Source organism: Kitasatospora sp. HPM-01-4 (genome assembly GCF_051374625.1).
In the GTDB taxonomy this organism is placed as follows: Bacteria; Actinomycetota; Actinomycetes; order Streptomycetales; family Streptomycetaceae; genus Kitasatospora.
In genome coordinates this window covers 4,083,956-4,105,606 of record NZ_JBPQGP010000005.1, presented here as the reverse complement: position 1 = coordinate 4,105,606, position 21,651 = coordinate 4,083,956, and the positions used below count along the sequence as shown (strand labels likewise).

Genomic DNA, 21,651 nt, shown 5'->3' with positions numbered 1-21,651 from the left:
ACATCTGAACAGTCGAATGCTTCACCGGCATCCACGCTCGACCCCAACGAGCGTGGATGCCGGCATGTCGGGCCGCTTGCTGCGGGCCACGCTTCGGCTCTGCCAGATGGCTGCAATCTTTCCCCACACCCGGTCACCCGAGCCCAGTTCGCCGAGCTCGCCCCGCCTTGCCAGGCGGCCCGGCGCGGGGCCGTATCACCGCCGCCAGCCCGTACGGCCGCAAGGGCACCTTCGGCCTCTACGACCTGCGCGAGTCGGTACCGACATCGGCCACCGCCGGCCCCGGCTGGTCGGGCCCGGTCAGGGCCAGGCGGTGATGCTGGTCGACCCAGCGGTCTTCCCGGACGCGGTGGGGGCGACCGGGGCGAGGGCGACGGTCCAGGACTTCCGGTCAGGGCCGTCCGCTTCGCCCTCCACACCCGTGCCGGCTTCCGCGTCATCGGCACCCGTGAGCACATCGGCAAGCACCGCGGCATCTGGCGCGACGTCACGCTCCTTGAGCGCCACAGTCCGACTGTGACCTGAATCACGCCATGATGTCGGCGGAGTACTCCGGCTCCGCCGACACTTCCTCAGCACCCGTTGCTGGCGGTCAGAGAGGGCCAGGGCGGTTGCTGTACTTTCGCGCTGGCAGATACGCCAGAGGCCCTATCGGATTTCTCCGATAGGGCCTCTGACCTGGGTCGGGGTGGCGGGATTTGAACCCACGGCCTCTTCGTCCCGAACGAAGCGCGCTACCAAGCTGCGCCACACCCCGGTCTTTCCTTTGTTGCTTCCGTCTCCGTCGCAACGAGTAGAACTCTACCGGACGAGTGCCGAGAGGTGAAATCCGCCCCTCCAATAGGGGCAAAAGGGGCGGATCGCCGGGTTGGGCTGCTCAGGGCTTGGGGGTGAGGGTGAGGAGGGTGGCCTCGGGCGGGCAGGCGAAGCGGACGGGGGTGTAGCGGTTGGTGCCGCAGCCGGCCGAGACGTGCAGGTAGGAGCGGTGGCCGCCGGCCTGGTGGGTGGAGAGACCCTTGACCCGGTCGGTGTCGAGGTCGCAGTTGGTGACCAGGGCGCCGTAGAAGGGGATGCAGAGCTGGCCGCCGTGGGTGTGCCCGGCGAGGATCAGGGGGTAGCGGTCGGCGGCGAAGTCGTCGAGCACCCGCAGATAGGGCGCGTGCACCACGGCGAGCGAGAGGTCCGCGTCGGCGGAGGGGCCGCCGGCCACCTCGGCGTAGCGGTCGCGGCGGATGTGCGGGTCGTCCAGGCCGGTGAACTCGATGTCGAGTCCGGCGACCTTCAGTCGGCCCCGGGTGTTGGTGAGGTTGAGCCAGCCGGCCGCGTCGAAGCCGTCCCGGAGCTGCTTCCAGTCGATGTGGCAGGCGCCGGTGATACCGCGCCGCCCGGTCCCGTCGGGGTTGTTCAGGCCGTGGACGCCGGTGCGCAGCGCCTTCAGGTAGCGCGCCGGGTTCTTCTTGGCGGGGCCGTAGTAGTCGTTGGAGCCGAAGACGTACACACCGGGGAACTCCATCAGCGGCCCGAGGGCGTCCAGCGTGGCCGGGATGCCGTCCGGGTCGGAGAGGTTGTCGCCGGTGTTGACGACCAGGTCGGGGCGGAGCGCGGCCAGGCTCTGCAGCCAGCGCTGCTTCTTGTGCTGTCCGGCGACCATGTGGATGTCGGAGACCTGGAGCACCCGGATCGGCCGTGCGCCCTTCGGCAGGACCGGGACGTCGACCCGGCGCAGCCGGAACGAGCGGACCTCGTAGCCGACGGAGTAGACGAGACAGGCGGCGCCGGTGGCGGCGATTCCGAGGGGGACGGAGTACAGCGGTCGCATCGGTCCATGGTCGCAGACGCCGAAAGCACGTGTGAACGCGCGGCACCCCGGTCCGACCGGGTGTTCCCGGGCCGCGCACCCCCCCCGGTGGACCCCGGCGGGCGCGCCGATCTGACGGTCAGTCGGGCGAGTCGGCGCCGGCTGCCGTACGGACCGCGAGGAGTGTGCTGAGGTCCGCTGCCAGCGGCAGTTCGACGGTGCGCAGCGCCGGATGCCGCAGCCAGTGCAGCCGGGCGTGGTCGGGCCTCCCCCGGTGCAGCGGGGGCCAGGAGGCGGACGGGGTGAAGTCGTCGATCACCAGGACGCCGCCCGGCGTGAGCAGCCGGACGGGATCGGCCGTGTCCTCGGGGCCGCCCGACGGATGTGCCGGGGAGCCGCCCTTGGCCTGACCGCCGCTGTCGAGGACCAGTAGGTCGTACGGGGCGTGCCTGTACAGCTCGGTCCAGTCCGCGTGCAGGACCTGGACGGCGGGGTGCCCGGCGAAGAGCCGTCGCGCGCCCACGGGCCGTGCCGCGTCGCGCTCGACACTGATCAGCCGGACGCCCGCGCGGGCCCCCGCGGCCAGCCAGGCCAGCCCGACGCCGAGGCCGGTCCCGCTCTCACCGATCCGGGCGCGGGCACCCCCGGCCAGTGCGTGCAGCAGCCGGCCCTGTTCCGGGCGGCAGGAGTTCGCGAAGCCGGCCGTGCGGGCGGCGGCGACCGCCAGGGCCACCAGGGGCGGGAGGTCGGTCTCCGTCAGGTGGGCGCTGGTTCCGTCGAGCGACATGTCGGCATTCTCGTCGGGGGCACCGCGGCCTGGCCGGGAGGCGGGAGGACCCGGATCGGGAATGGAAGGACCCGGGGGCGGGAGGGCCCGCGTGACGCCCCGTCGGGGCCGCGAGCGGTGCTCCCGCCGGAGCGACGCGAGAACCTCGGGAGGTTATTCGAAGGCGTCGGGTTTGTGCAGGTGGGACACTCTTCTGCATGACAACGCTCAAGGAGCAGCTGCACGAGGACCTCACGGCTGCGATCAAGGCCCGGGACGAGCTGCGCGCGTCCACACTCCGGCTGACGCTGGCCGCTGTCACCAGTGAGGAGGTGGCGGGCAAGGAGAAGCGCGAGCTGACGGACGACGAGGTGCTGAAGGTGATCGCCCGGGAGGCGAAGAAGCGCCGGGAGGCGGCCGAGGCGTTCGAGAAGGCCGGCCGCGCGGATTCGGCGGCGCAGGAGCTGGCCGAGGGCGAGCTGCTGGCGCACTACCTGCCCAAGCAGCTCAGCGACGAGGAGCTGAAGGCGATCGTGGCCGCCGCGGTGGCCGAGAGCGGGGCGACCGGACCGCAGGGCATGGGCGCGGTGATGAAGCTGGTGCGGCCGAAGGTCGAGGGCGTCGCCGAGGGCGGCCGGGTCGCCGCCGCGGTGAAGGCCGCGCTGTCGAGCTGACCAGCCGCTCCGGCCGGCCGGAGCCCGGGCGCGGGACCGCACGGCGGGCGCGACCGGGACGGACATGACGAAGGGGTGCCCCGGACGGGGCACCCCTTCGCTGTACCGAGGGTGTCAGTGGTGCTTGCCGGACTTTCCGTTCCCGCCGCCGTTCCCACCAGGGGTGTCGCCGCCGATGACCCCCGGCGGCAGGGTGAAGCCGCCGTTGATCAGGCCGGTGTCGCCGCCGTTGCCGTTGCCGCCGGGAGCCGTCCCGTCCCCGGCGGGCGGGGCGGGGTTGGTGGGCTCGGTGCCGCCGCCGGCGCCGGCGGGGGTGGTGGTGGCGGGGGTGTTGTCGGGGATCGAGACCAGCTGGAAGCTGCTCTTCGGGGTGCCGACCACGGCGTCGTTCATGGCGGTCTGCCAGATCGGGCCGGGGCCGTCGGAGCCGTAGACGGAGCTGAAGTACTGGCCGCCGATGGTGATGTTGCGCATGGAGACGTTGCCGCCGGGGCCGCCGAGCCAGACGGCGGTGGCCAGGTCGGGGGTGTAGCCGTTGAACCAGGCGGCGTAGCGGTTGTCGGTGGTACCGGTCTTGCCGGCGAACTCGCGGCCGTCATTGATCTTGATGTTGGAGGCGGTGCCCTTCTCGGTCACCGTCTTCAGCAGGGTGTTGACCCCGTCGGCGGTGTTCCCGGTCATCGCCTGGGTGCAGTTGGCCTGCGGGACGGCCATCTTCTTGCCGTCGGCGCCGACCACCGAGCTGATCGCGATCGGCTCGCAGTACAGGCCGCGGGCGGCGAAGGTGGCGTAGACGGCGGCCATCCGCATCGGGCTGACCTCGACCGCGCCGAGGATCGTCGAGGGCTGCTGGACCAGCGGCGCCCCGCTGGCCAGGGTCTTGATGCCGAGCTTGTTGACCATCTGCTTCATCGGGCAGAGGCCGACGTCCTTGCCGAGCTCCACGAAGTACGTGTTGACCGACTTGGCCATCGCGTCCTTCATGTCGAACGGCCCGACCTCCGAGGAGTTCTCGTTCTCGACCGTGCTGCCGTCGGCCTTCCAGGTGCCGTTGCAGGTGGTCATGGTCGGGTACGGGATCTTGAACTCGGAGGGGTACTCCTTGGTGATCGGGGTGCCCGCCTCCAGCGCGGCCGCCGCCAGGATCGGCTTGAAGGTCGAACCGGGGGAGAAGCCGTTGCCGCCGCCCATCGCCGCGTCGACGTTGAGGTTGACCACGGTCTGGTTCTGCTTGGCGTCCAGGCCGTAGGGGCGGGTCTGGGCCATCGCCAGGATCTCGCCGGTACCCGGCTTGATCATGGTCATCGCCGCCGAGACGGTGTCGGTCGGGTTGACCTTGGTGGTGACCGCCTTGTACGCGGCCGCCTGCTTCTCGGGGTCGAGGGTGGTGTAGATCTTCAGACCGCCCTGGCTCCAGAGCTTCTGCCGGTCGGCCTGGGTCTTGCCGAAAGCCGGGTCCATCTTCACCACGTGCCGGACGTAGTCGCAGAAGAAGCCCATGCCCGCCTGGGCGGTGATGCAGCCGTTCAGCGGTTCCTTGTACTTGATGCCCAGCGGGGCGGCCAGCGCGTCCTTGGCCTGCTGGGGGGTGATGTGCTTGTACTCCAGCAGCTTGTTGATCACCGTGTTGCGGCGGTTCTGCGCGGCCTGCGGGTGCAGCACCGGGTCGTACGCCGTCGGGTTCTGCACCAGGCCGGCCAGCATCGCGGCCTCGGGGATGGTCAGGTCCTTGGCGCTCTTGCTGAAGTAGCGGTTGGCGGCCGCCTCGACGCCGTAGGCCTGGTGGCCGTAGAAGGTGATGTTCAGGTAGTTGGTGAGGATCTGATCCTTGCTCAGGTCCTCCTCCAGCTTGATGGCGTACTTCAGCTCCTGGATCTTGCGACCCATGCTCTTCCTGGTGGCCTCCAGGAAGGCGTCCTGGTCGTCGCCGGCCTTCTCCACGTTGACGTTCTTGACGTACTGCTGGGTCAGCGTGGAGGCACCCTGGGCGGCGGAGCCGGACTCGGCGTTCTTGCTGGCCGCGCGGATGATGCCCTTGAGGTCGATGGCACCGTGCTCGAAGAAGCGGTTGTCCTCGATGTCGACCTGGGCCTGCCGCATGATCGGGGCCATCTGGTCCTTGGTGAGGACGGTGCGGTCCCGGTCGAAGACCTTGGCGATCACGCCGCCCTTGGCGTCGTAGATGTACGAGGCCTGGGAGAGCGGCGGGGTCTTGAAGTCGTCCGGGATGTTGTTGAAGCTCTCGGCGGTGTCCTTCGCGGTCAGCCCGAGTGCGCCGACGGCGGGCATCGCCATGCCCGCGACCAGTAGACCGGCCACCACACTGGTGCCCAGGAACTTGAGTCCGAGGCCGGCCTTGTCGATGGGAGGTCCGGAGGGTCGCTGAGGTGCCATGGGGAAACCCTACGTTGCGAAATACCCGGCGAGGGGGCAGGTGTTCGCCTAGGCTTGTCACAAGACTGCGACAGCTTCGCTCCGTTCATCGGCATCACTCTTGTGAGTGATGAGATTTGTCCGATTCGCCATGGTTTGAGGTGGCTGAAATCGGACCGCTCCGGTGGCCTGATGGCGCAGCGTGACGAAAGTGGTCCAAGTGGCTCTGACAAGCACTGCGACCTGCGATCACTCCAACGAGTGAGAAGTCAGATACCCATAGTCCGATCGGGTCATTTGAGATTGAGCCCGTAGGGGCTGTTGCGCGCTGTCGTTCTTCCGTAACGTCCTCAACTGGCAACGGTGAATATGCCGTTGCCGCCGTGGGGGAGCCCCGATTCGGGAGAGGACGGCGCCAGCATGGGCTGGGTGGACGACTGGAGTGCGCAGGCTGCCTGCCGCACGAGTGATCCGGACGAGTTGTTTGTTCAGGGGGCGGCGCAGAACCGCGCCAAGGCGGTGTGCAGCGGTTGCCCGGTGCGCACCGAGTGCCTGGCGGACGCGCTCGACAACCGGGTCGAGTTCGGCGTGTGGGGCGGGATGACCGAGCGCGAGCGCCGTGCGCTGCTGCGCCGCCGCCCGACGGTGATGTCCTGGCGCCGACTGCTGGAGACGGCGCGCACGGAGTACGAGCAGTCGCTCGCGACCGGCGTCATCCTCACCGACTACGCCCAGGCGGGCTGAGCGAGAGCAGGCCGGCCCACGGGCGGGTGGCTCACCCCGTCCCGCCGAACTCCGCTCCGCCGAACCCCGCTCCGCCGAACGCCGCTCCGTCGAGCTCCGCCATGCGGAGCTCCATCCTGTCGGGATCCGTCGCGATCGCGGCGGCGGCAGCTCACTCCGTCCTGCCGAGGCGGTCACCGATGGCGCGCAGGCCGTCCAGGTCGTGTACGTCGCCCGGCAGCGCGCCGACCTCCACGATCGGCACGTCCGGGTAGACCGACACGAAGCGGTCCCGGGTGCGCCGTTCCCGGTCCATGATCTGCATCCGTTCGGCGTGCAGCCTGAGCAGTCCCGCGGCCAGTGTCTCGGCAGCCGCCGAGTCCGGAGCGCCGTTCTCCTCCAGGGCCTCGGCCGCCGCCAGCGCGCGCTCCGAAGTGAGTTGCGGCGCGTCGGTGCCGTGCACCCGGTTGAGCACCAGCCCGGCCAGCGGCATCTCGTCCGCGGCCAGCCGGTCCACGAAGTAGGCCGCCTCGCGCAGTGCGTCCCGCTCCGGCGCCGCCACCACCAGGAAGGCCGTGCCCGGCGCCTTGAGCAGCTGGTACGTACGGTCCGCCCGCTCGCGGAAGCCGCCGAACATCGAGTCCATGGCGCCGACGAAGGTCTGAACGTCCGTCAGCAGCTGGGCGCCGAAGATCTTTCCCAGCGTGCCGGTCAGCAGGCCCATGCCGACGTTCAGGAACTTCATCGCACTGCGCCCGCCGACCTTGGCCGGTGCGGTCAGCAGTCGGATCACCCTGCCGTCCAGGAAGGAGCCGAGGCGGTTCGGCGCGTCCAGGAAGTCCAGCGCGGACCGGGACGGCGGGGTGTCGACCACGATCAGGTCCCACTCGTCGGCCGCCCGCAGCTGGCCGAGCTTCTCCATCGCCATGTACTCCTGGGTACCGGCGAAACCGGCCGACAGGGACTGGTAGAAGGGGTTCTCCAGGATCGCCTTCGCCCGCTCGGGCTCCGCGTGGGCCAGCACGACCTCGTCGAAGGTCCGCTTCATGTCGAGCATCATGGCGTGCAGTTCGCCCGCCCGTCGCCCACCGCCACCCTCAACCGAGCAGCCTTGCAGCGCCCCTTCCGTCTGTCGGGTGCCCTTGACCAGCCTGGGGGTGTTGTCCAGCTCGGTGAGGCCCATCGACTGGGCGAGTCGGCGGGCCGGGTCGATGGTCAGCACGACCACCTTCCGGCCGCGCTCCGCCGCCCGCAGGCCGATCGCGGCCGCGGTGGTGGTCTTGCCGACCCCGCCGGAGCCGCAGCACACCACGATCCGGGTCTTCGGGTCGTCGATCAGCGTGTCGATCGCCAGCCGTGCCGTCATGCCGCCCCCTGTCGCTTCAGCTCGCCCGCCAGCCGGTAGAGACCGCCGAGGTCCACGCCCTCGCCGAGCAGCGGGAGTTCGTACGTCGGCATCCTCAACTGCTGTAGTGCCGAGCGCTGTTCACGCTCAAGCTCGACCCGTTCGGCGTGCTCGCGGGCCTGTTCGAGCAGCGGGTCCAGCAGCGGCTCGACCGCCGTGCGGACCGTGGCGGCCGACCGGGAGCGGCCGCCGAGGCCGGCCTCGCCGAGTGCCCGGGCGACCTCCTCACGGTGGTCCCCGTCCACCGCCGCGACCGCGGCGGCGTCGAGCACCGGCGGGCGGACCATGTTCACCAGCACACCGCCGACCGGCAGCCCGGCCTCGTGCAGCTCGGTGACGCCGTCCACGGTCTCCTGCACCGGCATCTCCTCCAGCAGGGTGACCAGGTGCACCGCCGTCTCCGGCGACCTGAGCACCCGCATCACCGCCTGCGCCTGCCCGTGGATCGGCCCGATCCGGGCGAGGCCCGCGACCTCGGAGTTGACGTTCAGGAACCTGGTGATCCGCCCGGTCGGCGGCGCGTCCATCACGATCGCGTCGTAGGCGCGGCGCCCGTCGGGGCCCTTGCGGCGGGCCGCCTCACAGGCCTTGCCGGTCAGCAGGACGTCCCGGACGCCCGGTGCGATGGTGGTCGCGAAATCGACGAAGCCGACCTTCTGCAGTGCCTTCCCGGCCCGGCCGAGCTTGTAGAACATGTCGAGGTACTCGAGCAGCGCCAGTTCGGTGTCGATCGCCAGCCCGAAGATCTCCCCGGAGCCCTTGCCCTCCAGACCGAGCTGGGCGGGGGTGACGGCGGCGATCTTGCGTTCCTCGTACGGCAGGGCGGCGATCCCGAACAGTTCGGCGATGCCCTGCCGGCCTTCGACCTCGATCAGCAGCGTCCGGCCGCCCTCGGCGGCGAGGGCGATGGCCAGCGCGGCGGCCAGCGTGGTCTTGCCCGTCCCGCCCTTGCCGCTGACGACGTGCAGCCGCACGCCCTCCCAGTCCGGGCCGCCGGTGCCGTCCGGTGGTGCGCTCTCCCCGTCCGGTGCGCCGGGCCCTGCCCCGGAGTGCCCTGCCGGGGCCTCCTCGGCGGTGGGTCGGTCCGCTGGGCCGGGAGTGCTCGCCACGCTCCGTCTCCGTCCGTCCGTTGGCCGGCACCCCTGGGTGCCCTTCCCGCGAGCGTAACCAGCGGCGGCTTGCGATGCGGGGAGCACCCTGGCAGCCCGGCGGATTCATGCCCGCTTTGTGTCCCACCTCACACCCCGCGGCGGCGCTCCCGCGGACGTGGTGCGTACGGCACGGGCAGTGGCCGGTCCTCGTCTAGAGTCAGCGCCATGACCAAGTGGGAATACGTCACCGTGCCGCTGCTCGTGCACGCCACCAAGCAGATCCTCGACACCTGGGGCGAGGACGGCTGGGAGCTCGTCCAGGTCGTCCCGGGGCCGAACAACCCCGAGCAGCTGGTTGCCTACCTCAAGCGGGAGAAGAGCTGATGAGCAAGGTTGAGGAGAAGCTGGCCGAGCTCGGTCTGACCCTCCCCGAGGTGGCCAAGCCGGTCGCCGCGTACGTCCCGGCGATCCGCTCCGGCGAGTACGTCTTCACCTCCGGCCAGCTGCCGGTGGTCGAGGGCAAGCTGCCCAAGACCGGCAAGGTCGGCGCCGAGGTCGACCCGGACGAGGCCAAGCAGCTCGCGCAGACCTGCGCGCTCAACGCGCTGGCCGCGGTGAAGTCCGTGATCGGCGACCTGGACCGGATCGAGCAGGTCGTCAAGGTGGTCGGCTTCGTCGCCTCCGCCCCCGACTTCACCGGCCAGCCCGCCGTGATCAACGGTGCCAGCGAGCTGCTCGGCGAGGCGCTCGGCGAGGCCGGTGTGCACGCCCGCAGCGCGGTCGGCGTCGCGGTCCTGCCGCTGGACGCCCCGGTCGAGGTCGAGCTCCAGGTCAGGGTCAAGGCCGGCGCCTGACGCCCGGCGCGGGGCGGTCGGGGCCGGTCACGGTCCGACCCCGGCCGCCCCTTCCGCCTTCGGGCTCTGTCCAAGCCGGGCCCTGCCCGCTTAGCATCCGGGCATGGATCATCGAGCACCGTCGGCCCCGATGCCGCCGTCCTGGCCCGCCCGGATCCGGGCGGTCGAGTCGGGCGAGCTGACCCCGCTTGTGCCGAAGCCCTCCGCCACGGTGGTGCTGATGCGCGACACGGCCGAGGGCCCGCAGGCCTACCTGCTGCGCCGCCGCACCTCCATGGCCTTCGCGGGTGGGATGTACGCCTACCCGGGCGGCGGGGTGGACCCGAGGGACGCCGAGGCCGAGCTCGCCTGGGCCGGACCCTCCCCCCGGCAGTGGGCCGAGCGGCTCGGTGTGGACGCCCGCACCGCGCAGGCGGTGGTCTGCGCGGCCGTCCGGGAGACCTTCGAGGAGGCCGGTGTGCTGCTGGCCGGGCCGGACGCGCACAGCACCGCCGCCCCCCGGGACTGGAGCGCCGAGCGGGCCGCGCTGGAGGCCCACGAACTCTCCTTCGCCGACTTCCTGCAGACCAACGGACTGCTGCTGCGCAGCGACCTGCTGGCGGCCTGGGCCCGCTGGGTCACCCCGGCCTTCGAGGAGCGCCGGTACGACACCTGGTTCTTCGTGGCCGCGCTGCCCGCCGACCAGCAGGCCGCACTCCAGGTCGGCGAGGCCGACCGGGTCGCCTGGCTGTCGCCCGCCGAGGCCGTCCGGGGCCACGCGGAGGGCCGGTACGGCATGTTGCCGCCGACCGTGACCGTGCTGCGCGAACTGCTGCCGGTCCGGACGGCCGCCGAGGCGCTCAGCGTGGCGGCGGACCGGCGGATCGAACCCGTCCTCGGCCGGGCCACGGTGGCCGGCGACCGGCTGACGGTGCGATGGTCTGGGTACGAGGAACTGACCATCGACGGCCACTTCCCGCCGTGACCGGCTGATGGACCGGTCCGTGCTCCCCGGCCACCGTGCGACCCCAGGAAGGACCCCCACCCGATGAACCACGACGAAGTGGCTCCACGCCCGGCACGCGCCCTGACCGGCGGCGCCCCGCTCATCCGTACGCTCCCGGCCCGCACCCCGGCCGGCCTGCAGTCCCACGCCGTACCGGCGGAGGAGGCCGGCAGGCGCCCGCTGGAGCGTGCCCTGCCGGCGCGCGCGCTGATCCGGAACAGCGAGGGCGGCCGGTGAGCGGTCTGCTGCCGGGCGACCCCGCCGCCACCATCGGCGGCGAGGCCACCACTCGCGCGCTGTGCGTGCTGGCGCCCAACCCGTCGCCGATGACGCTGGACGGCACCAACACCTGGCTGCTCTTCGAACCGGACTCCGACCTCGCGGTGGTGGTCGACCCCGGGCCGCTGGACGAGGGCCATCTGCGCCGGGTCATCGACACGGCCGAGCAGCGCGGCAAGCGGGTCGCGCTGACGCTGCTCACCCACGGACACCACGACCACGCCGAGGGCGCCACCCGTTTCGCCGAGCTGACCGGCACCAACGTGCGGGCCCTGGACCCGGCGCACCGGCTGGGCTCCGAGGGGCTGCACGGCGGGCAGGTGCTCGACATCGGTGGTCTGGAGCTGCGGGTGGTCGCCACCCCCGGGCACACCGCGGACTCGCTGACCTTCCATCTGCCGGCCGACGGCGCGATCCTCACCGGCGACACCGTGCTCGGCCGGGGCACCACGATGGTCGCCCACCCCGACGGCAGGCTCGGCGACTACCTGGACTCGCTGCGGCGGCTGCACACCATGGCGGCCGAGCGCGGCGTACGGACCGTACTGCCGGGGCACGGTCCGGTGCTCGCGGACGCGCTCGGCGCGGTCGACTACTACCTGGCCCACCGGGCCACCCGGCTCGCCCAGGTGGAGACGGCGGTCGAGGACGGCTGCCGGACGGCCGCGGAGGTGGTGGCCCGGGTGTACGCGGACGTGGACCGCGCCCTCTGGCCCGCGGCCGAGCTGTCGGTCCAGGCCCAGCTCAGCTACCTGGAGGACCACGGTCTGATCTAGCTCCTGGCGGAGCATGCCAACGCCCCCGGAGACGGGGGCGGGCGCACAGGGGCGCGGAGTACCGCGCGCGAGGGAAGACGACTGCCGGCCGGTCGGACCTGCCGGGCCGGCCGCGCCCCACTACCCGCCGGTGGGCGGTGCGGGCCGGTGCCTTCCGGATCGCGCGGTTCCCCGCGCCCCTGGAGACGTTTGGACGGGAACGCTCAGCGCGAGCGGCGGGAGAGCCGCTCGACGTCCATCAGGACGACCGCGCGGGCCTCCAGCTTCAGCCAGCCGCGGCCGGCGAAGTCGGCGAGGGCCTTGTTGACCGTCTCGCGGGAGGCACCGACCAGCTGGGCCAGCTCCTCCTGGGTGAGGTCGTGGGCGACATGGATGCCCTCCTCGGACTGCACGCCGAAGCGGCGGGAGAGGTCGAGCAGCGCCTTGGCCACCCGGCCGGGCACGTCGGAGAAGACCAGGTCGGACATCACGTCGTTGGTCCGGCGCAGGCGGCGGGCGATGGCCCTCAGCAGCGCGATGGACACCTCGGGACGGGCGTGCAGCAGCGGCAGCAGGTCGCCGTGCCCGAGGCCGAGCAGCTTGACCTCGGTGAGCGCGGTCGCGGTGGCGGTGCGCGGGCCCGGGTCGAAGAGCGAGAGCTCACCGATCATCTCGCTGGGGCCGAGCACGGCGAGCATGTTCTCGCGGCCGTCCGGCGAGGCGCGGTGGAGCTTCACCTTGCCCTCGACCACGACGTAGAGGCGGTCGCCCGGGTCGCCCTCGTGGAACAGCGACTCGCCGCGGGCGAGCGTCACCTCGGTCATGGAAGCGCGCAGCTCAGCGGCCTGATCGTCGTCGAGAGCCGCGAAGAGCGCGGCACGCCGCAGAACGTCGTCCACGAGCTTCCTCCTGCTGGGTGTGGGGCGGTCCTACTCGTCAAGACTGCATCACCAAGGATGACGCATGTCGCTCCGATCATATGAGGAGGGGGTGGGGGGCGGGGCGTGGTACGCGGCCATTTGTACTCACCGTGACCTTTGAATCCCGGGCGCGGCACCCCTGAGCGTGCGTACACGTCCGGTAAAGAGATGGTCAAGGCGGCTGTGTCGAGGTCGCGACCGGGCCAATAACATGCAGTCGAGTCCATCTTTGGACTCCAGCACATCAATCGACGAGAGTCGTCCTTTCGGAACGGAAGATCTGTGGCTATGGCGCATGGCAGGCAAGGGGAGCTCAGCCGGCCGGTGGCGGTGGTCGGCCTGGGGTGCCGGTTTCCGCAGGCCGAGGGGGTCGATCGGTACTGGTCGCTGCTCCTGGCGGGCACGGACGCCGTGACACCGGTCCCGGCGGACCGTTTCGACATCGACGCGTACTACCAGGCCGAGCCCGGCACCGCGGGCAAGACGGTCTCGCGCCACGGCGGCTTCCTGACGGACGTCTTCGGCTTCGACGCCGCCTTCTTCGGCATCTCGCCCGCCGAGGCGCGGACCATGGACCCGCAGCAGCGACTGCTGCTGCAGGTCGCCTGGGAGGCACTGGAGGACGCGGGCATCCGCCCGTCCTCGCTGGCGGGCAGCCGGTCGGGGGTCTTCGTCGGGCAGGCCACGGCCGAGTACGCCGACCTGCCGCAGCCGCTGTCCAGGCGGGGGATCCACGACTCCGCGGGCCGCCGGATCCGCGCGGTCACCGCCGGACGGCTCTCCTACGTCCTGGACCTGCGCGGCCCGAGCATCGTCACCGACACCGCCTGCTCGTCCTCGCTGGTCGCCGTGCACTCCGCCCGGCAGAGCCTGCTCACCGGGGAGAGCGACCTGGCGATCGCCGCGGGCGTCAACGTCATCCTGGCCCCGGACGACGCGGTGGCGTACTCGCAGGCCGGGATGCTCGCCGCGGACGGCCGGTGCAAGTTCGGCGACGCCGCCGGGGACGGCTTCGTACGCAGCGAGGGCATCGGCGTGGTGGTGCTCAAGCGGCTCGACGACGCCCTGCGGGACGGCGACCAGGTGCACGCCCTGCTGCTCGGCAGCGCGGTCACCAACGACGGCCGGGCCAGCGGCTTCCTGCTCCGCCCCGCCGTGGACGGCCAGGTGCAGATGCTCCGCGAGGCCTGCGACAGCGCCGGCATCACCCCCGCGCAGCTGGACTACGTGGAGGCGCACGGCACCGGGACGGTGGCCGGGGACGAGGTCGAGCTGAGCGCCCTGGCGGAGGCGATGGACGGAGCACGGCCGGCCGGGCGGCCGCTGCTGATCGGCTCGGTGAAGTCCAACATCGGGCACGCCGAGGCGGCGGCCGGGATCGCCGGGCTGATCAAGGCGGTGCTGATGGCCAGGCACGGTCAGGTGCCCGCCTCGCTGCACTACCGGACCCCGCACCGGCTGCTGGCCGAGGACACCCTGCCGCTGCGGGTGGCGGCTGAGCGCGAACCGCTGCGGCCGGGCGGCCCGGCCGCGCTGCTGGGGGTGAGCTCCTTCGGCCTCTCGGGGACCAACGCCCATGTCGTGGTCGGTGCGTACCGGCCCGCCGACGCCCCGGAACCCGAGCGCCCGGCGTCGGACGACCCCGAGCTCCTGGTGCTGTCGGCCCGGTCGCCCCGGGCGCTGCGGCGGCTGGCGCGCGCGTACGCCGGGCACCTGACGGGGGCCGGACGCGACTACCCGCTGCGCGATCTGAGCGCGAGCGCCGCGCTCCACCGCGATGCGCAGCCGTACCGGCTGTGGGCGGTGGGTACGGACCACGACGGGCTGGCCGAGACGCTGCGGGCGCTGGGCGCCGGGGAGGAGACCCCGGGCGGCGCGGTTGCGGAGGTGCCGGCGGCGGACGGGGCGCCGACCGTCTTCGTCTTCCCCGGCCAGGGCTCCCAGTGGGTCGGGATGGGCCGCGAGCTGCTGGAGCGGTGGCCGGCCTTCCGGGCGGCGATGACCGAGTGCGACCGGGCCGTTTCGGCCGAGACCGGCTGGTCGCCGCTGGCCGCGCTGACCGCCGAGGAGGGCGCGGTGGGCGGCGGGGTGGCGGCGGTGCAGCCCGTGCTCTGGGCGATGGAGGTGGCGCTGGCCGAGGCCTGGCGCAGCCACGGCGTGGAACCGCGGGTCTGCCTCGGCCACAGCATGGGGGAGAGCGCCGCCGCCCGGGTCGCGGGGGCCCTGACGGTGGCGGACTCGGCCGCGGTGATCTGCCGGCGCAGTGCGCTGATGGCCCGGCTGTCCGGCCAGGGCGCGATGCTGCTGGTCGAGCTGCCCGGGGAGCGTGCACGGGCGCTGGCCGCCCGGTTCGGCACCGGGGTGGAGCTGGCCGTCGAGAACTCGCCCACCTCCAGCGTGCTGGCCGGCGACCGCGGGGTGCTGGACGCCGTCGCGGCCGAACTGCGGGCCCAAGGGGTGTTCTGCCGCCCGGTCAAGGTGGACGTCGCCTCGCACTCACCGGGGATGGACGTGCTGCGCGAGGACCTGCTCGCCGCCCTCGCCGACCTGCGGCCGGAGCCCGGCGGGGTCGAGCTGTACTCCACCGTGCACGGCCGTCCGGTGAAGGGCGGCGAGCTGGACGCGGCGTACTGGATGGACAACCTGCGCAGACCCGTTCGGTACGCCGAGGCGGTGGCGGCGCTGGCCCGGCGCGGCGAGCACGTCTTCCTGGAGATCAGCCCGCACCCGCTGCTGACGGCCGCCACCGAGGACACCCTGGCGGCGGCCGGGGCGGTGCCCCGGGTGGTTCCGAGCCTGTACCGGGAGCAGTCGGAGCCGACGGCGATGGCCAGAGCGGCCGGCCGCCTGTTCGTCCACGGCGCCCGGATCGACTGGCGGCGCTGGTACGGCGACACCCGGCGGGCGCCGCTGCCGGGCTACACCTGGGACACCGAGCAGCACCGGGAGGAGCCCGCCCCGGACGACCGGAGCCAGCGCCGGGGCGACTCGTCGGAGCGGAACCTCTTCCTGCCGCTCGCCCGGGTCGGCGGCACCTCCTTCCGGGGCAGCCTGCCGCTGCCCGGGGCGGTGTACCTGCTGGGCGCGCTGAATCGTTCCGCCGGTGCGCCCGGCGCCGAGGGGCAGTGGGCGCTGGAGGAGGTCAGGTTCGGTTCCGAGCTGATCGAGGAGGGCTGGGCCGAAGGGCTGCGGGTGCGCTGGCGGCCGACCGCCGTCGTCGAGGAGGCCGGCGCCGAGCTGTGGGAGACCACCGTGCACGTCGTCGGACCGGGCGGCAACGCCGTGTTCGGCCTGCACGCCCGGCTGCGGACCGACGGCCGGGTCGGCGGCCGGCTCTCCGCCGGGAGCGAGTACTGCCTGGACGGCGCGCTGGCCCGCTGCACCGGCTACCTCTCGGCCGACGCCTTCCTGGCCGTCGCGCGCGAGCGCGGGTACGAGATACCGCCCCACCTGCGGACCGTCCGGCGGATGTGGCGCACCGAGGGGGAGTCGGTGGCCCGGATGTCCCGGCCGGACACCGCCGAGCCGGACGCGGACGACGCCCTCGGCGGCGTCGCGCGGCAGGGGGCGCACTGGGAGGCGGCCCTCCAGCCGCTGCTGGCCACCTGGCCGGGGGCCGCCGAGGGGGAGCGGGCCGCCTATGTGCCGACCGGGATAACCCGGGTGAGCCTGGCCGTACCGGAACTGCCGGCCGAGTACTGGAGCCTGGCCCGGTTCCTGCCCGCTGACCAGGACGGTCCCGACCGCGCCGACGTCGCGCTGATCGGCCTGGACGGCGTGGTGCTGGCGGAGTTCTCCGGCATCACGCTGCACCGCCTCGACGGCTCTCCCGCCGCGGCCGCCCACGTCCCCGGGCCGTCCCGGGCCGCCGCGGCCGAGCCGGGCCGGGTGCCGCAGCAGCCCTCGGCCCCGGCCGAGATCGAGCTGCTGCTGCTCTCCGGTGAGCAGGACCCTTCGCCGGCGGGCCGGGACGCGGTGCTGGCCAGGGCGGCCGCGGTGCTGGGACTGCCGCTGACGCGGCTGGACCGGCGCAGGTCACTGCGGGAGCAGGGGCTGGACTCGATCATGGCGGTCCAGCTGCGCCGCCGCCTGGAGCGGGAGTGCGCGGTACGGGTCTCGGCGGACCGGTTGCTGGGGCCGGAGAGCGCGGCCGAGCTCTCCGCCGGACTGGTTCCCGCGACGGGCGCGGCGGAGGCGAGAGAGGCTGCGGGTCAAACATGTACTGCAGACCAAGATTGTCTTCTGGTATAACTTGCGCAGGGGCTGTCAGTAGTCGGCCGGTAACACCACCGAGGCACAGGGGAGGAGCAGCGGATGGAGCGGCCGACCGCGACAGCGGCACCAGGGCGACGCGAGCGCAACAAGCAGCGGATCAGGGAGCGGGTCTACCAGGCCGCCTTGGAGCTCTTCGCCGAGCAGGGGTATGACGCCACGTCGGTCGACGCGATCGCCGAGCGTGCCGATGTCGCGCGGGGCACGTTCTTCAACCACTTCCAGCGCAAGGAAGACCTCATCACGGAGTGGGGCGAGCGACGCCGTGCCCGGCTGAAGGCCGAGTTGGAGGGGGATGTGTTCGCGGAGGGGGGCGAGTTCGAACTCCGGCTGCAGCGCTGCATGACGGTGCTCAGCCGGATCAACGAGGAGGAGCGGCACACCACCCCGGCCATGCTGAAGGCCTGGGTGCAGGCCGGCCAGCCGCTGCTGGAGGAGCCGTACGCCGCACTCATCTTCGCCGAGATCGTCGAACGGGGGCGGGCTGGAGGGGAGTTCGCCCCCGACATCGACGCGGTCCGGGTGGGGAACATCCTGCGGGACACCTACCTGGGCGCGCTCTACCGCTGGACCAGGGCCGAGGAACAGCGGCCCCTGCACAGCGAGTTGGACGAGATCCTCGCCATCGTCCTGAACGGCATCAGGAGGAGCCCCGGCACGGGCTCCTCCTGAGCCGTGCCTCGGGAGGGAGCGCCTCAGGGCGAATGCGCATGGGGGAGTCAATGCCGCGAGAACACACCCAGCCGCCGGCCCGCCGCACACCGGCGGGCCGGGACGGCTGGCGGGTGCTGGTGGTGGAGAGCGATCCGCACGCCGCCGAGAGCCTGGTCCAGGGCCTGCGCCGGCACGGTCACGACGCGGTCCGGGTGGACACCGGCGGCAAGGCGCTCCGCACGTACCGCAGTGCCGACATGGTGCTGCTGGACCTCGACCTGCCCGACCTCGACGGCCTGGAGGTCTGCCGGGAGATCAGGGCCGCCGGTGACACCCCGCTGATCGCGGTGACCGCCCGGGGAACCGAGCTGGACCGGGTGCTCGGGCTGCAGTCCGGTGCGGACGACTACCTGGTCAAGCCGTACGGCTTCCTGGAGCTGATCGCCCGGATGGAGGCCGTGATGCGGCGGGTCAGGCCGCGTCCCGCGGTCGCCCGGCCGATCACCCGCGGTGCGCTGCACATCGAGTCCGGCTGCCGGGAGGTCAGCGTGGACGGGCGGCAGGTCGAGCTGACCCGCAAGGAGTACGACCTGCTGTACCTGCTGGCGTCGCAGCCCGACACGGTGGTCTCGCGGGCGCGGATCGAGCGCGAGGTCTGGGGCAACGCCGAGGTGAGCCGGAGCCGGACCATCGACACCCATGTCAACAGCCTGCGCAACAAGCTGGGTTCCCCGGCCTGGATCGTCACGGTGCGCGGGGTGGGCTTCCGCTTCGGGCACGGCTGACCGGCGGTCCGGATCCCCGGGATCCCTCCGGCCGCCCGGCTCGCCGGGGCCTGGAATGCAAAATCTTCGACATGGCGTGAAAACTCCCCGAAAGCCCAGGGCCACTTTGGCCGGTGTGATCCCTAACCTGAGGCGGAAACCCGCTGGGGCGCGTAACAGGCTGTGATGTCAAGCGAGTTGACATCAGGTCTGATAGAGGGGAGAGGGTAGTGCGCGAGGGGTTGGTCGTCGTCGGACTCGGGCGCGTCGGCCGCGCGCTCGCCCGGGCGGCGCGCCACGCGGGGTGGCGGGTGGTCCTTCTCGACCAGGACGAGCACGCCGCGGACCGGATGCTGCGCGAGGGCTTCGCCGCGACCACCGACGAACGGGTGCTGAGGACCGTCACGACCGTGGTGATCTGCGCGTCGGTGCTGCGGGCCCGGGCCGGCGGGCCGGACCTCGGTGCGGTGAAGCGGGCCGCCGAGGCGGTGAGCCGGTATCTGCGGCCGGGCGCGCTGATCGTGCTGGAGTCCGTCGTCTGCGCCAGGATCGCCGACGAGGTGGTGCGGCCGATCCTGGAACGGTCCGGGCTGTCCGCCGGCACCGACTTCCGGCTGGCCTGGTCGCCCCGCTGGGTCGACCCGGACAGCCGGGCGCCGAAGACCGTCACCGGGCTGACGCCGCACTGCGGCTCGGCGGCCGCCGCCTTCTACCGGAGCTTCCTGGGGACGGTGCGGGAGGCCGAGCCCGGCGGCTGTGCGCTGGGGGGTGAGCCGGGAGCCTGCGCGGTCGGTGGCGGCCGGGGGTTCGTACCGCGCCAGCGCCGCCCTGAGGGCTCCTGAGGAGGAGCCCCGGGAATCCTCAGGGCCCTGCCCGACCGGCCACGGGTGCGGGAGCCGCCGTGGCGGGCCGGCCGCGCGCGGCCGGACAGGCGGCGCCGGGTGCCCGAAGGATCAGCCGGCGGAGACGATCTCGGCCTTCTCGATCACGATCGGCTCCTGCGGGACGTCACCGTGGCCGCCGCGCGAGCCGGTACGGACCGCGGCGATCCGGTCGACGACCTCGGTGCCCGCGACGGTCCTGCCGAAGACGGTGTAACCCCAGCCCTGGGGGTTCTTCGCCTTGAAGTTGAGGAAGTCGTTGTCCGCCACGTTGATGAAGAACTGGGCCGTGGCCGAGTGCGGGTCGCTGGTCCGGGCCATCGCGATGCTGTAACGGACGTTGGTCAGGCCGTTGTCCGCCTCGTTCTGGACCGGGGCCTGGGTCGGCTTCTGGGACATCCCCTCGGTGAAACCGCCACCCTGGATCATGAAGCCGCCGATGACCCGGTGGAAGATCGTGCCGTCGTAGTGGCCGCTGCGGACGTAACCCAGAAAGTTCTCGACGGTCTTCGGGGCCTTGGCCTCGTCGAGCTCGATGTCGATGTCGCCGGCGTTGGTGGTGAGCCGAACGGTGGTCATGATTCTCCCTTTGCTCGGTGGGCAAGCGGAAACAGCTTGTCACGGACCGGTCGCTCCCGGCAGATCATCGGAACGTGCCGCGACACCCTCGTCGTCTGCCGCCAGGAAGGGCCCGATCAGTGCGAGCACCTGCTCCGGCCGCCGGGCCAGGTCCATGTGCGTCGCGCCGGGGAGCACCGCCAGCCGGGCGTCGGGGATCAGGTCGAACATCTCCACGGCGTGCGGGAGCCGGACGAGGTCGTGGTCGCCGAGCAGCAGCATGGTGGGCGAACGGAGCGCCCGGAGCTGCTCGGCCGACCAGCCTTCCAGCGCCGCCGCCATCGCCGAGGTGCGGGTGAGCAGTTCGGCGAAGTGGTCCGGCTCCGGTGCGACCCGCCGGTACGCCAGCTCCCACTCCCGGTAGTCGGCCTCCGTGGGCAGCCGGTCCGAACCCGGGGGAAGCTCGTGGTATCCCTCGGGCCGGTACGGCACGCCGGCCAGCACCATCCTGCGCACCAGCGCCGGCCTGGTCACCGCCAGTTCCAGGGCGACCATGCCGCCGAGGCTGAAACCGAAGAAGTCGGCCTGCGCCACGCCGAGTTCGCCGAGCAGCGCGGCGACGTCGGCCGCGTGGCCGCCGAGGGTCATCTCCCGGTCGATGTCCTCGGTGCGGCCGTGGCCCTGCAACTCGACGGCGATCACCCGGTGGTTCTCGGCGAGTTCGTCCAGCAGCGGCCCGAAGGTCAGCTCGATGGTGTGCATCCCGCCGTGCAGCAGCACCAGCGGCCGCCCGCCGCCCCGGACCTCGTAGTACATCCGGAGGCCGTGGACCTCCGCGTAACCGCTCGTCATGCCGTGGCCCATGTGCGCCGTGTCGCCATGGCCCGTGTGCTCCGCACCCGTCGTCATCCCGGCCTCCCACCTGGGTCGACACCTGGGTCGACGCCTGGAGCGAAACGCTACTCCGGGCAACCGGCGATCCCCGGTGGATCCCCGCGCCACGACACGGGGTTCACACCGGGGACCGGAAGAGGGGCGGGTGCGTCAGCGGGAGACGTCCTTGCGGCTCACCGCCAGGTAGCCGACCAGGGCCAGGATCGCCGCCGTCCAGACGGCGGTGACCGGCCCGAGGCCGAGGTCCAGGCCGCCGCGCTCGTGCGAGACCGCCATCCAGTCGGCGAAGGAGGCGCCCAGCGGGCGGGTCAGCACATAGGCGATCCAGAAGGACGGGACCGCGCCCAGGCGGAGCCACCTGTGGGCGGCGGCCGGAACGGCGATCAGTACCGCGAACATGATCCCCGACCCCAGGTAGCCCAGGTTCATGGTGGTCGCGGTCAGGTCGCCCACGGCGGTGCCGAGCGCGAAGGTGGCCAGCACCGTGGCCCAGTAGAAGACCTCGCGGCGCCGGGTGCGGATGCTGTGGATGGACAGCGTCCGCTCGGTCGCGTACCAGACGCCGAAGACGACCGCCAGCGCGAGCAGGAAGAACGGGGCGGACACCAGGTACGGCACACCGAGGGCGACGTGCAGGACGTCGGCCGCCATGGTGCCGAACACGCTGACCATGACGATGGTGGTCCAGTAGATCCACGCCACGTACCGGCCGACGCCGAACTGCACCGCCAGCGAGACCACCAGCCCGACACCGCCGAGCGCGACCGCGATCATCGGGTTCATCACGTGCGCCAGGAAGTCCGACGCGGTCTCGCCCATCCCGGTGGTCAGCACCTTGATGACCCAGAAGAGCGCCGTCACCTCCGGCACCTTGCTCATCGCGTGGCGGGCCGTCGCGTGCCGGGTCGGGGGCTGCGGGCCGTTCTGGTGGAGCTGGGCGGTCGTCATGGGCCGCAGGGTCGCACACCGATTCTGAAGCCAACCTGAAGACGGAGGCCGCCCGAG

Annotated in this window: 20 protein-coding genes, 1 tRNA gene and 1 pseudogene; 12 read left to right on the top strand and 10 right to left on the bottom strand. The window is 72.3% G+C overall.

Going from position 1 to position 21,651, the window contains the following annotated elements; translation table 11 throughout:
* Window positions 1-408 precede the first annotated feature (408 nt).
* A pseudogene (locus ACSMTC_RS17790) lies at window positions 409-525 on the top strand (GNAT family N-acetyltransferase); the annotation flags it as partial.
* 158 nt (window positions 526-683) lie between these two features.
* On the opposite strand, the gene ACSMTC_RS17785 reads toward ACSMTC_RS17790, so the two are convergent.
* The 3 genes from ACSMTC_RS17785 to ACSMTC_RS17775 all read right to left on the bottom strand — a co-directional run bounded on the left by ACSMTC_RS17785 (window position 684) and on the right by ACSMTC_RS17775 (window position 2,585).
* A tRNA-Pro gene (locus ACSMTC_RS17785) sits at window positions 684-757 on the bottom strand.
* A 120-nt stretch (window positions 758-877) separates the two neighbouring features.
* Window positions 878-1,819 (bottom strand): metallophosphoesterase, encoded by a 942-nt coding sequence (locus ACSMTC_RS17780; RefSeq protein WP_436560677.1) that lies wholly within the window; start codon window positions 1,817-1,819, stop codon window positions 878-880.
* 118 nt (window positions 1,820-1,937) lie between these two features.
* Window positions 1,938-2,585 (bottom strand): O-methyltransferase, encoded by a 648-nt coding sequence (locus tag ACSMTC_RS17775; protein WP_436560676.1) that lies wholly within the window; start codon window positions 2,583-2,585, stop codon window positions 1,938-1,940.
* 197 nt (window positions 2,586-2,782) lie between these two features.
* Here ACSMTC_RS17775 and ACSMTC_RS17770 point away from each other — a divergent pair, with 197 nt between their 5' ends.
* On the top strand, window positions 2,783-3,238 hold the full coding sequence (locus ACSMTC_RS17770) for a GatB/YqeY domain-containing protein (RefSeq protein ID WP_436560675.1): 456 nt from the start codon (window positions 2,783-2,785) through the stop codon (window positions 3,236-3,238).
* Between the two features lie 114 nt (window positions 3,239-3,352).
* Here ACSMTC_RS17770 and ACSMTC_RS17765 read toward each other — a convergent pair whose 3' ends face one another.
* Complete coding sequence (locus ACSMTC_RS17765; protein ID WP_436560674.1) at window positions 3,353-5,632, bottom strand: transglycosylase domain-containing protein; 2,280 nt, start codon at window positions 5,630-5,632, stop codon at window positions 3,353-3,355.
* Between the two features lie 399 nt (window positions 5,633-6,031).
* Here ACSMTC_RS17765 and ACSMTC_RS17760 point away from each other — a divergent pair, with 399 nt between their 5' ends.
* Entirely contained in the window at window positions 6,032-6,355 is a 324-nt protein-coding gene (locus tag ACSMTC_RS17760; protein ID WP_436560673.1) for a WhiB family transcriptional regulator, read from the top strand.
* 151 nt (window positions 6,356-6,506) lie between these two features.
* On the opposite strand, the gene bagB is transcribed toward ACSMTC_RS17760, so the two are convergent.
* Window positions 6,507-7,700 carry an ATPase BagB gene (gene bagB, locus ACSMTC_RS17755; RefSeq protein ID WP_436560672.1) on the bottom strand — a complete coding sequence of 398 codons (1,194 nt, stop codon included), beginning with the start codon at window positions 7,698-7,700 and terminating at the stop codon, window positions 6,507-6,509.
* Complete coding sequence (gene bagA / locus ACSMTC_RS17750) at window positions 7,697-8,713, bottom strand: ATPase BagA (protein ID WP_436564724.1); 1,017 nt, start codon at window positions 8,711-8,713, stop codon at window positions 7,697-7,699. The genes bagB and bagA overlap by 4 nt, the downstream gene beginning before the upstream one ends.
* A gap of 342 nt (window positions 8,714-9,055) precedes the next feature.
* Here bagA and ACSMTC_RS17745 point away from each other — a divergent pair, with 342 nt between their 5' ends.
* The 5 genes from ACSMTC_RS17745 (at window position 9,056) to ACSMTC_RS17725 (ending at window position 11,724) form a co-directional block, all read left to right on the top strand.
* Window positions 9,056-9,214 (top strand): Sp36 family protein, encoded by a 159-nt coding sequence (locus ACSMTC_RS17745; protein ID WP_095874066.1) that lies wholly within the window; start codon window positions 9,056-9,058, stop codon window positions 9,212-9,214.
* Window positions 9,214-9,684: a RidA family protein gene (locus ACSMTC_RS17740; protein ID WP_436560671.1), complete on the top strand. Its 471-nt coding sequence runs from the start codon at window positions 9,214-9,216 to the stop codon at window positions 9,682-9,684. Before ACSMTC_RS17745 ends, ACSMTC_RS17740 begins: the two co-directional genes overlap by 1 nt.
* Window positions 9,685-9,787: 103 nt before the next feature.
* Window positions 9,788-10,648, top strand: coding sequence for an NUDIX hydrolase (locus tag ACSMTC_RS17735; protein ID WP_436560670.1), 861 nt, complete (start codon window positions 9,788-9,790; stop codon window positions 10,646-10,648).
* A gap of 63 nt (window positions 10,649-10,711) precedes the next feature.
* Window positions 10,712-10,906 carry a hypothetical protein gene (locus ACSMTC_RS17730; RefSeq protein WP_436560669.1) on the top strand — a complete coding sequence of 65 codons (195 nt, stop codon included), beginning with the start codon at window positions 10,712-10,714 and terminating at the stop codon, window positions 10,904-10,906.
* Entirely contained in the window at window positions 10,903-11,724 is an 822-nt protein-coding gene (locus ACSMTC_RS17725) for an MBL fold metallo-hydrolase (RefSeq protein ID WP_436560668.1), read from the top strand. The genes ACSMTC_RS17730 and ACSMTC_RS17725 overlap by 4 nt, the downstream gene beginning before the upstream one ends.
* Window positions 11,725-11,927: 203 nt before the next feature.
* Here ACSMTC_RS17725 and ACSMTC_RS17720 read toward each other — a convergent pair whose 3' ends face one another.
* Complete coding sequence (locus tag ACSMTC_RS17720; RefSeq protein ID WP_045303663.1) at window positions 11,928-12,602, bottom strand: Crp/Fnr family transcriptional regulator; 675 nt, start codon at window positions 12,600-12,602, stop codon at window positions 11,928-11,930.
* A gap of 309 nt (window positions 12,603-12,911) precedes the next feature.
* Between ACSMTC_RS17720 and ACSMTC_RS17715 the strand changes: the two genes are divergently transcribed.
* The 4 genes from ACSMTC_RS17715 to ACSMTC_RS17700 all read left to right on the top strand — a co-directional run bounded on the left by ACSMTC_RS17715 (window position 12,912) and on the right by ACSMTC_RS17700 (window position 19,155).
* On the top strand, window positions 12,912-16,874 hold the full coding sequence (locus ACSMTC_RS17715; RefSeq protein ID WP_436560667.1) for a type I polyketide synthase: 3,963 nt from the start codon (window positions 12,912-12,914) through the stop codon (window positions 16,872-16,874).
* A 63-nt stretch (window positions 16,875-16,937) separates the two neighbouring features.
* Window positions 16,938-17,567: a TetR/AcrR family transcriptional regulator gene (locus ACSMTC_RS17710; protein ID WP_436560666.1), complete on the top strand. Its 630-nt coding sequence runs from the start codon at window positions 16,938-16,940 to the stop codon at window positions 17,565-17,567.
* Between the two features lie 50 nt (window positions 17,568-17,617).
* Entirely contained in the window at window positions 17,618-18,334 is a 717-nt protein-coding gene (locus ACSMTC_RS17705) for a response regulator transcription factor (protein WP_436560665.1), read from the top strand.
* A 209-nt stretch (window positions 18,335-18,543) separates the two neighbouring features.
* Window positions 18,544-19,155 (top strand): NAD-binding protein, encoded by a 612-nt coding sequence (locus ACSMTC_RS17700; protein WP_436560664.1) that lies wholly within the window; start codon window positions 18,544-18,546, stop codon window positions 19,153-19,155.
* Between the two features lie 111 nt (window positions 19,156-19,266).
* Here the strand turns inward: ACSMTC_RS17700 and ACSMTC_RS17695 are convergent, their stop codons facing one another.
* From ACSMTC_RS17695 to ACSMTC_RS17685, 3 genes are all read right to left on the bottom strand, one after another.
* Window positions 19,267-19,773 carry a peptidylprolyl isomerase gene (locus ACSMTC_RS17695; RefSeq protein WP_436560663.1) on the bottom strand — a complete coding sequence of 169 codons (507 nt, stop codon included), beginning with the start codon at window positions 19,771-19,773 and terminating at the stop codon, window positions 19,267-19,269.
* Window positions 19,774-19,812: 39 nt separating this feature from the next.
* On the bottom strand, window positions 19,813-20,661 hold the full coding sequence (locus ACSMTC_RS17690) for an alpha/beta fold hydrolase (RefSeq protein ID WP_436560662.1): 849 nt from the start codon (window positions 20,659-20,661) through the stop codon (window positions 19,813-19,815).
* A 135-nt stretch (window positions 20,662-20,796) separates the two neighbouring features.
* Window positions 20,797-21,594, bottom strand: a complete 798-nt coding sequence (locus tag ACSMTC_RS17685) for a COG4705 family protein (protein WP_436560661.1) — start codon at window positions 21,592-21,594, stop codon at window positions 20,797-20,799.
* Window positions 21,595-21,651: the final 57 nt, after the last annotated feature.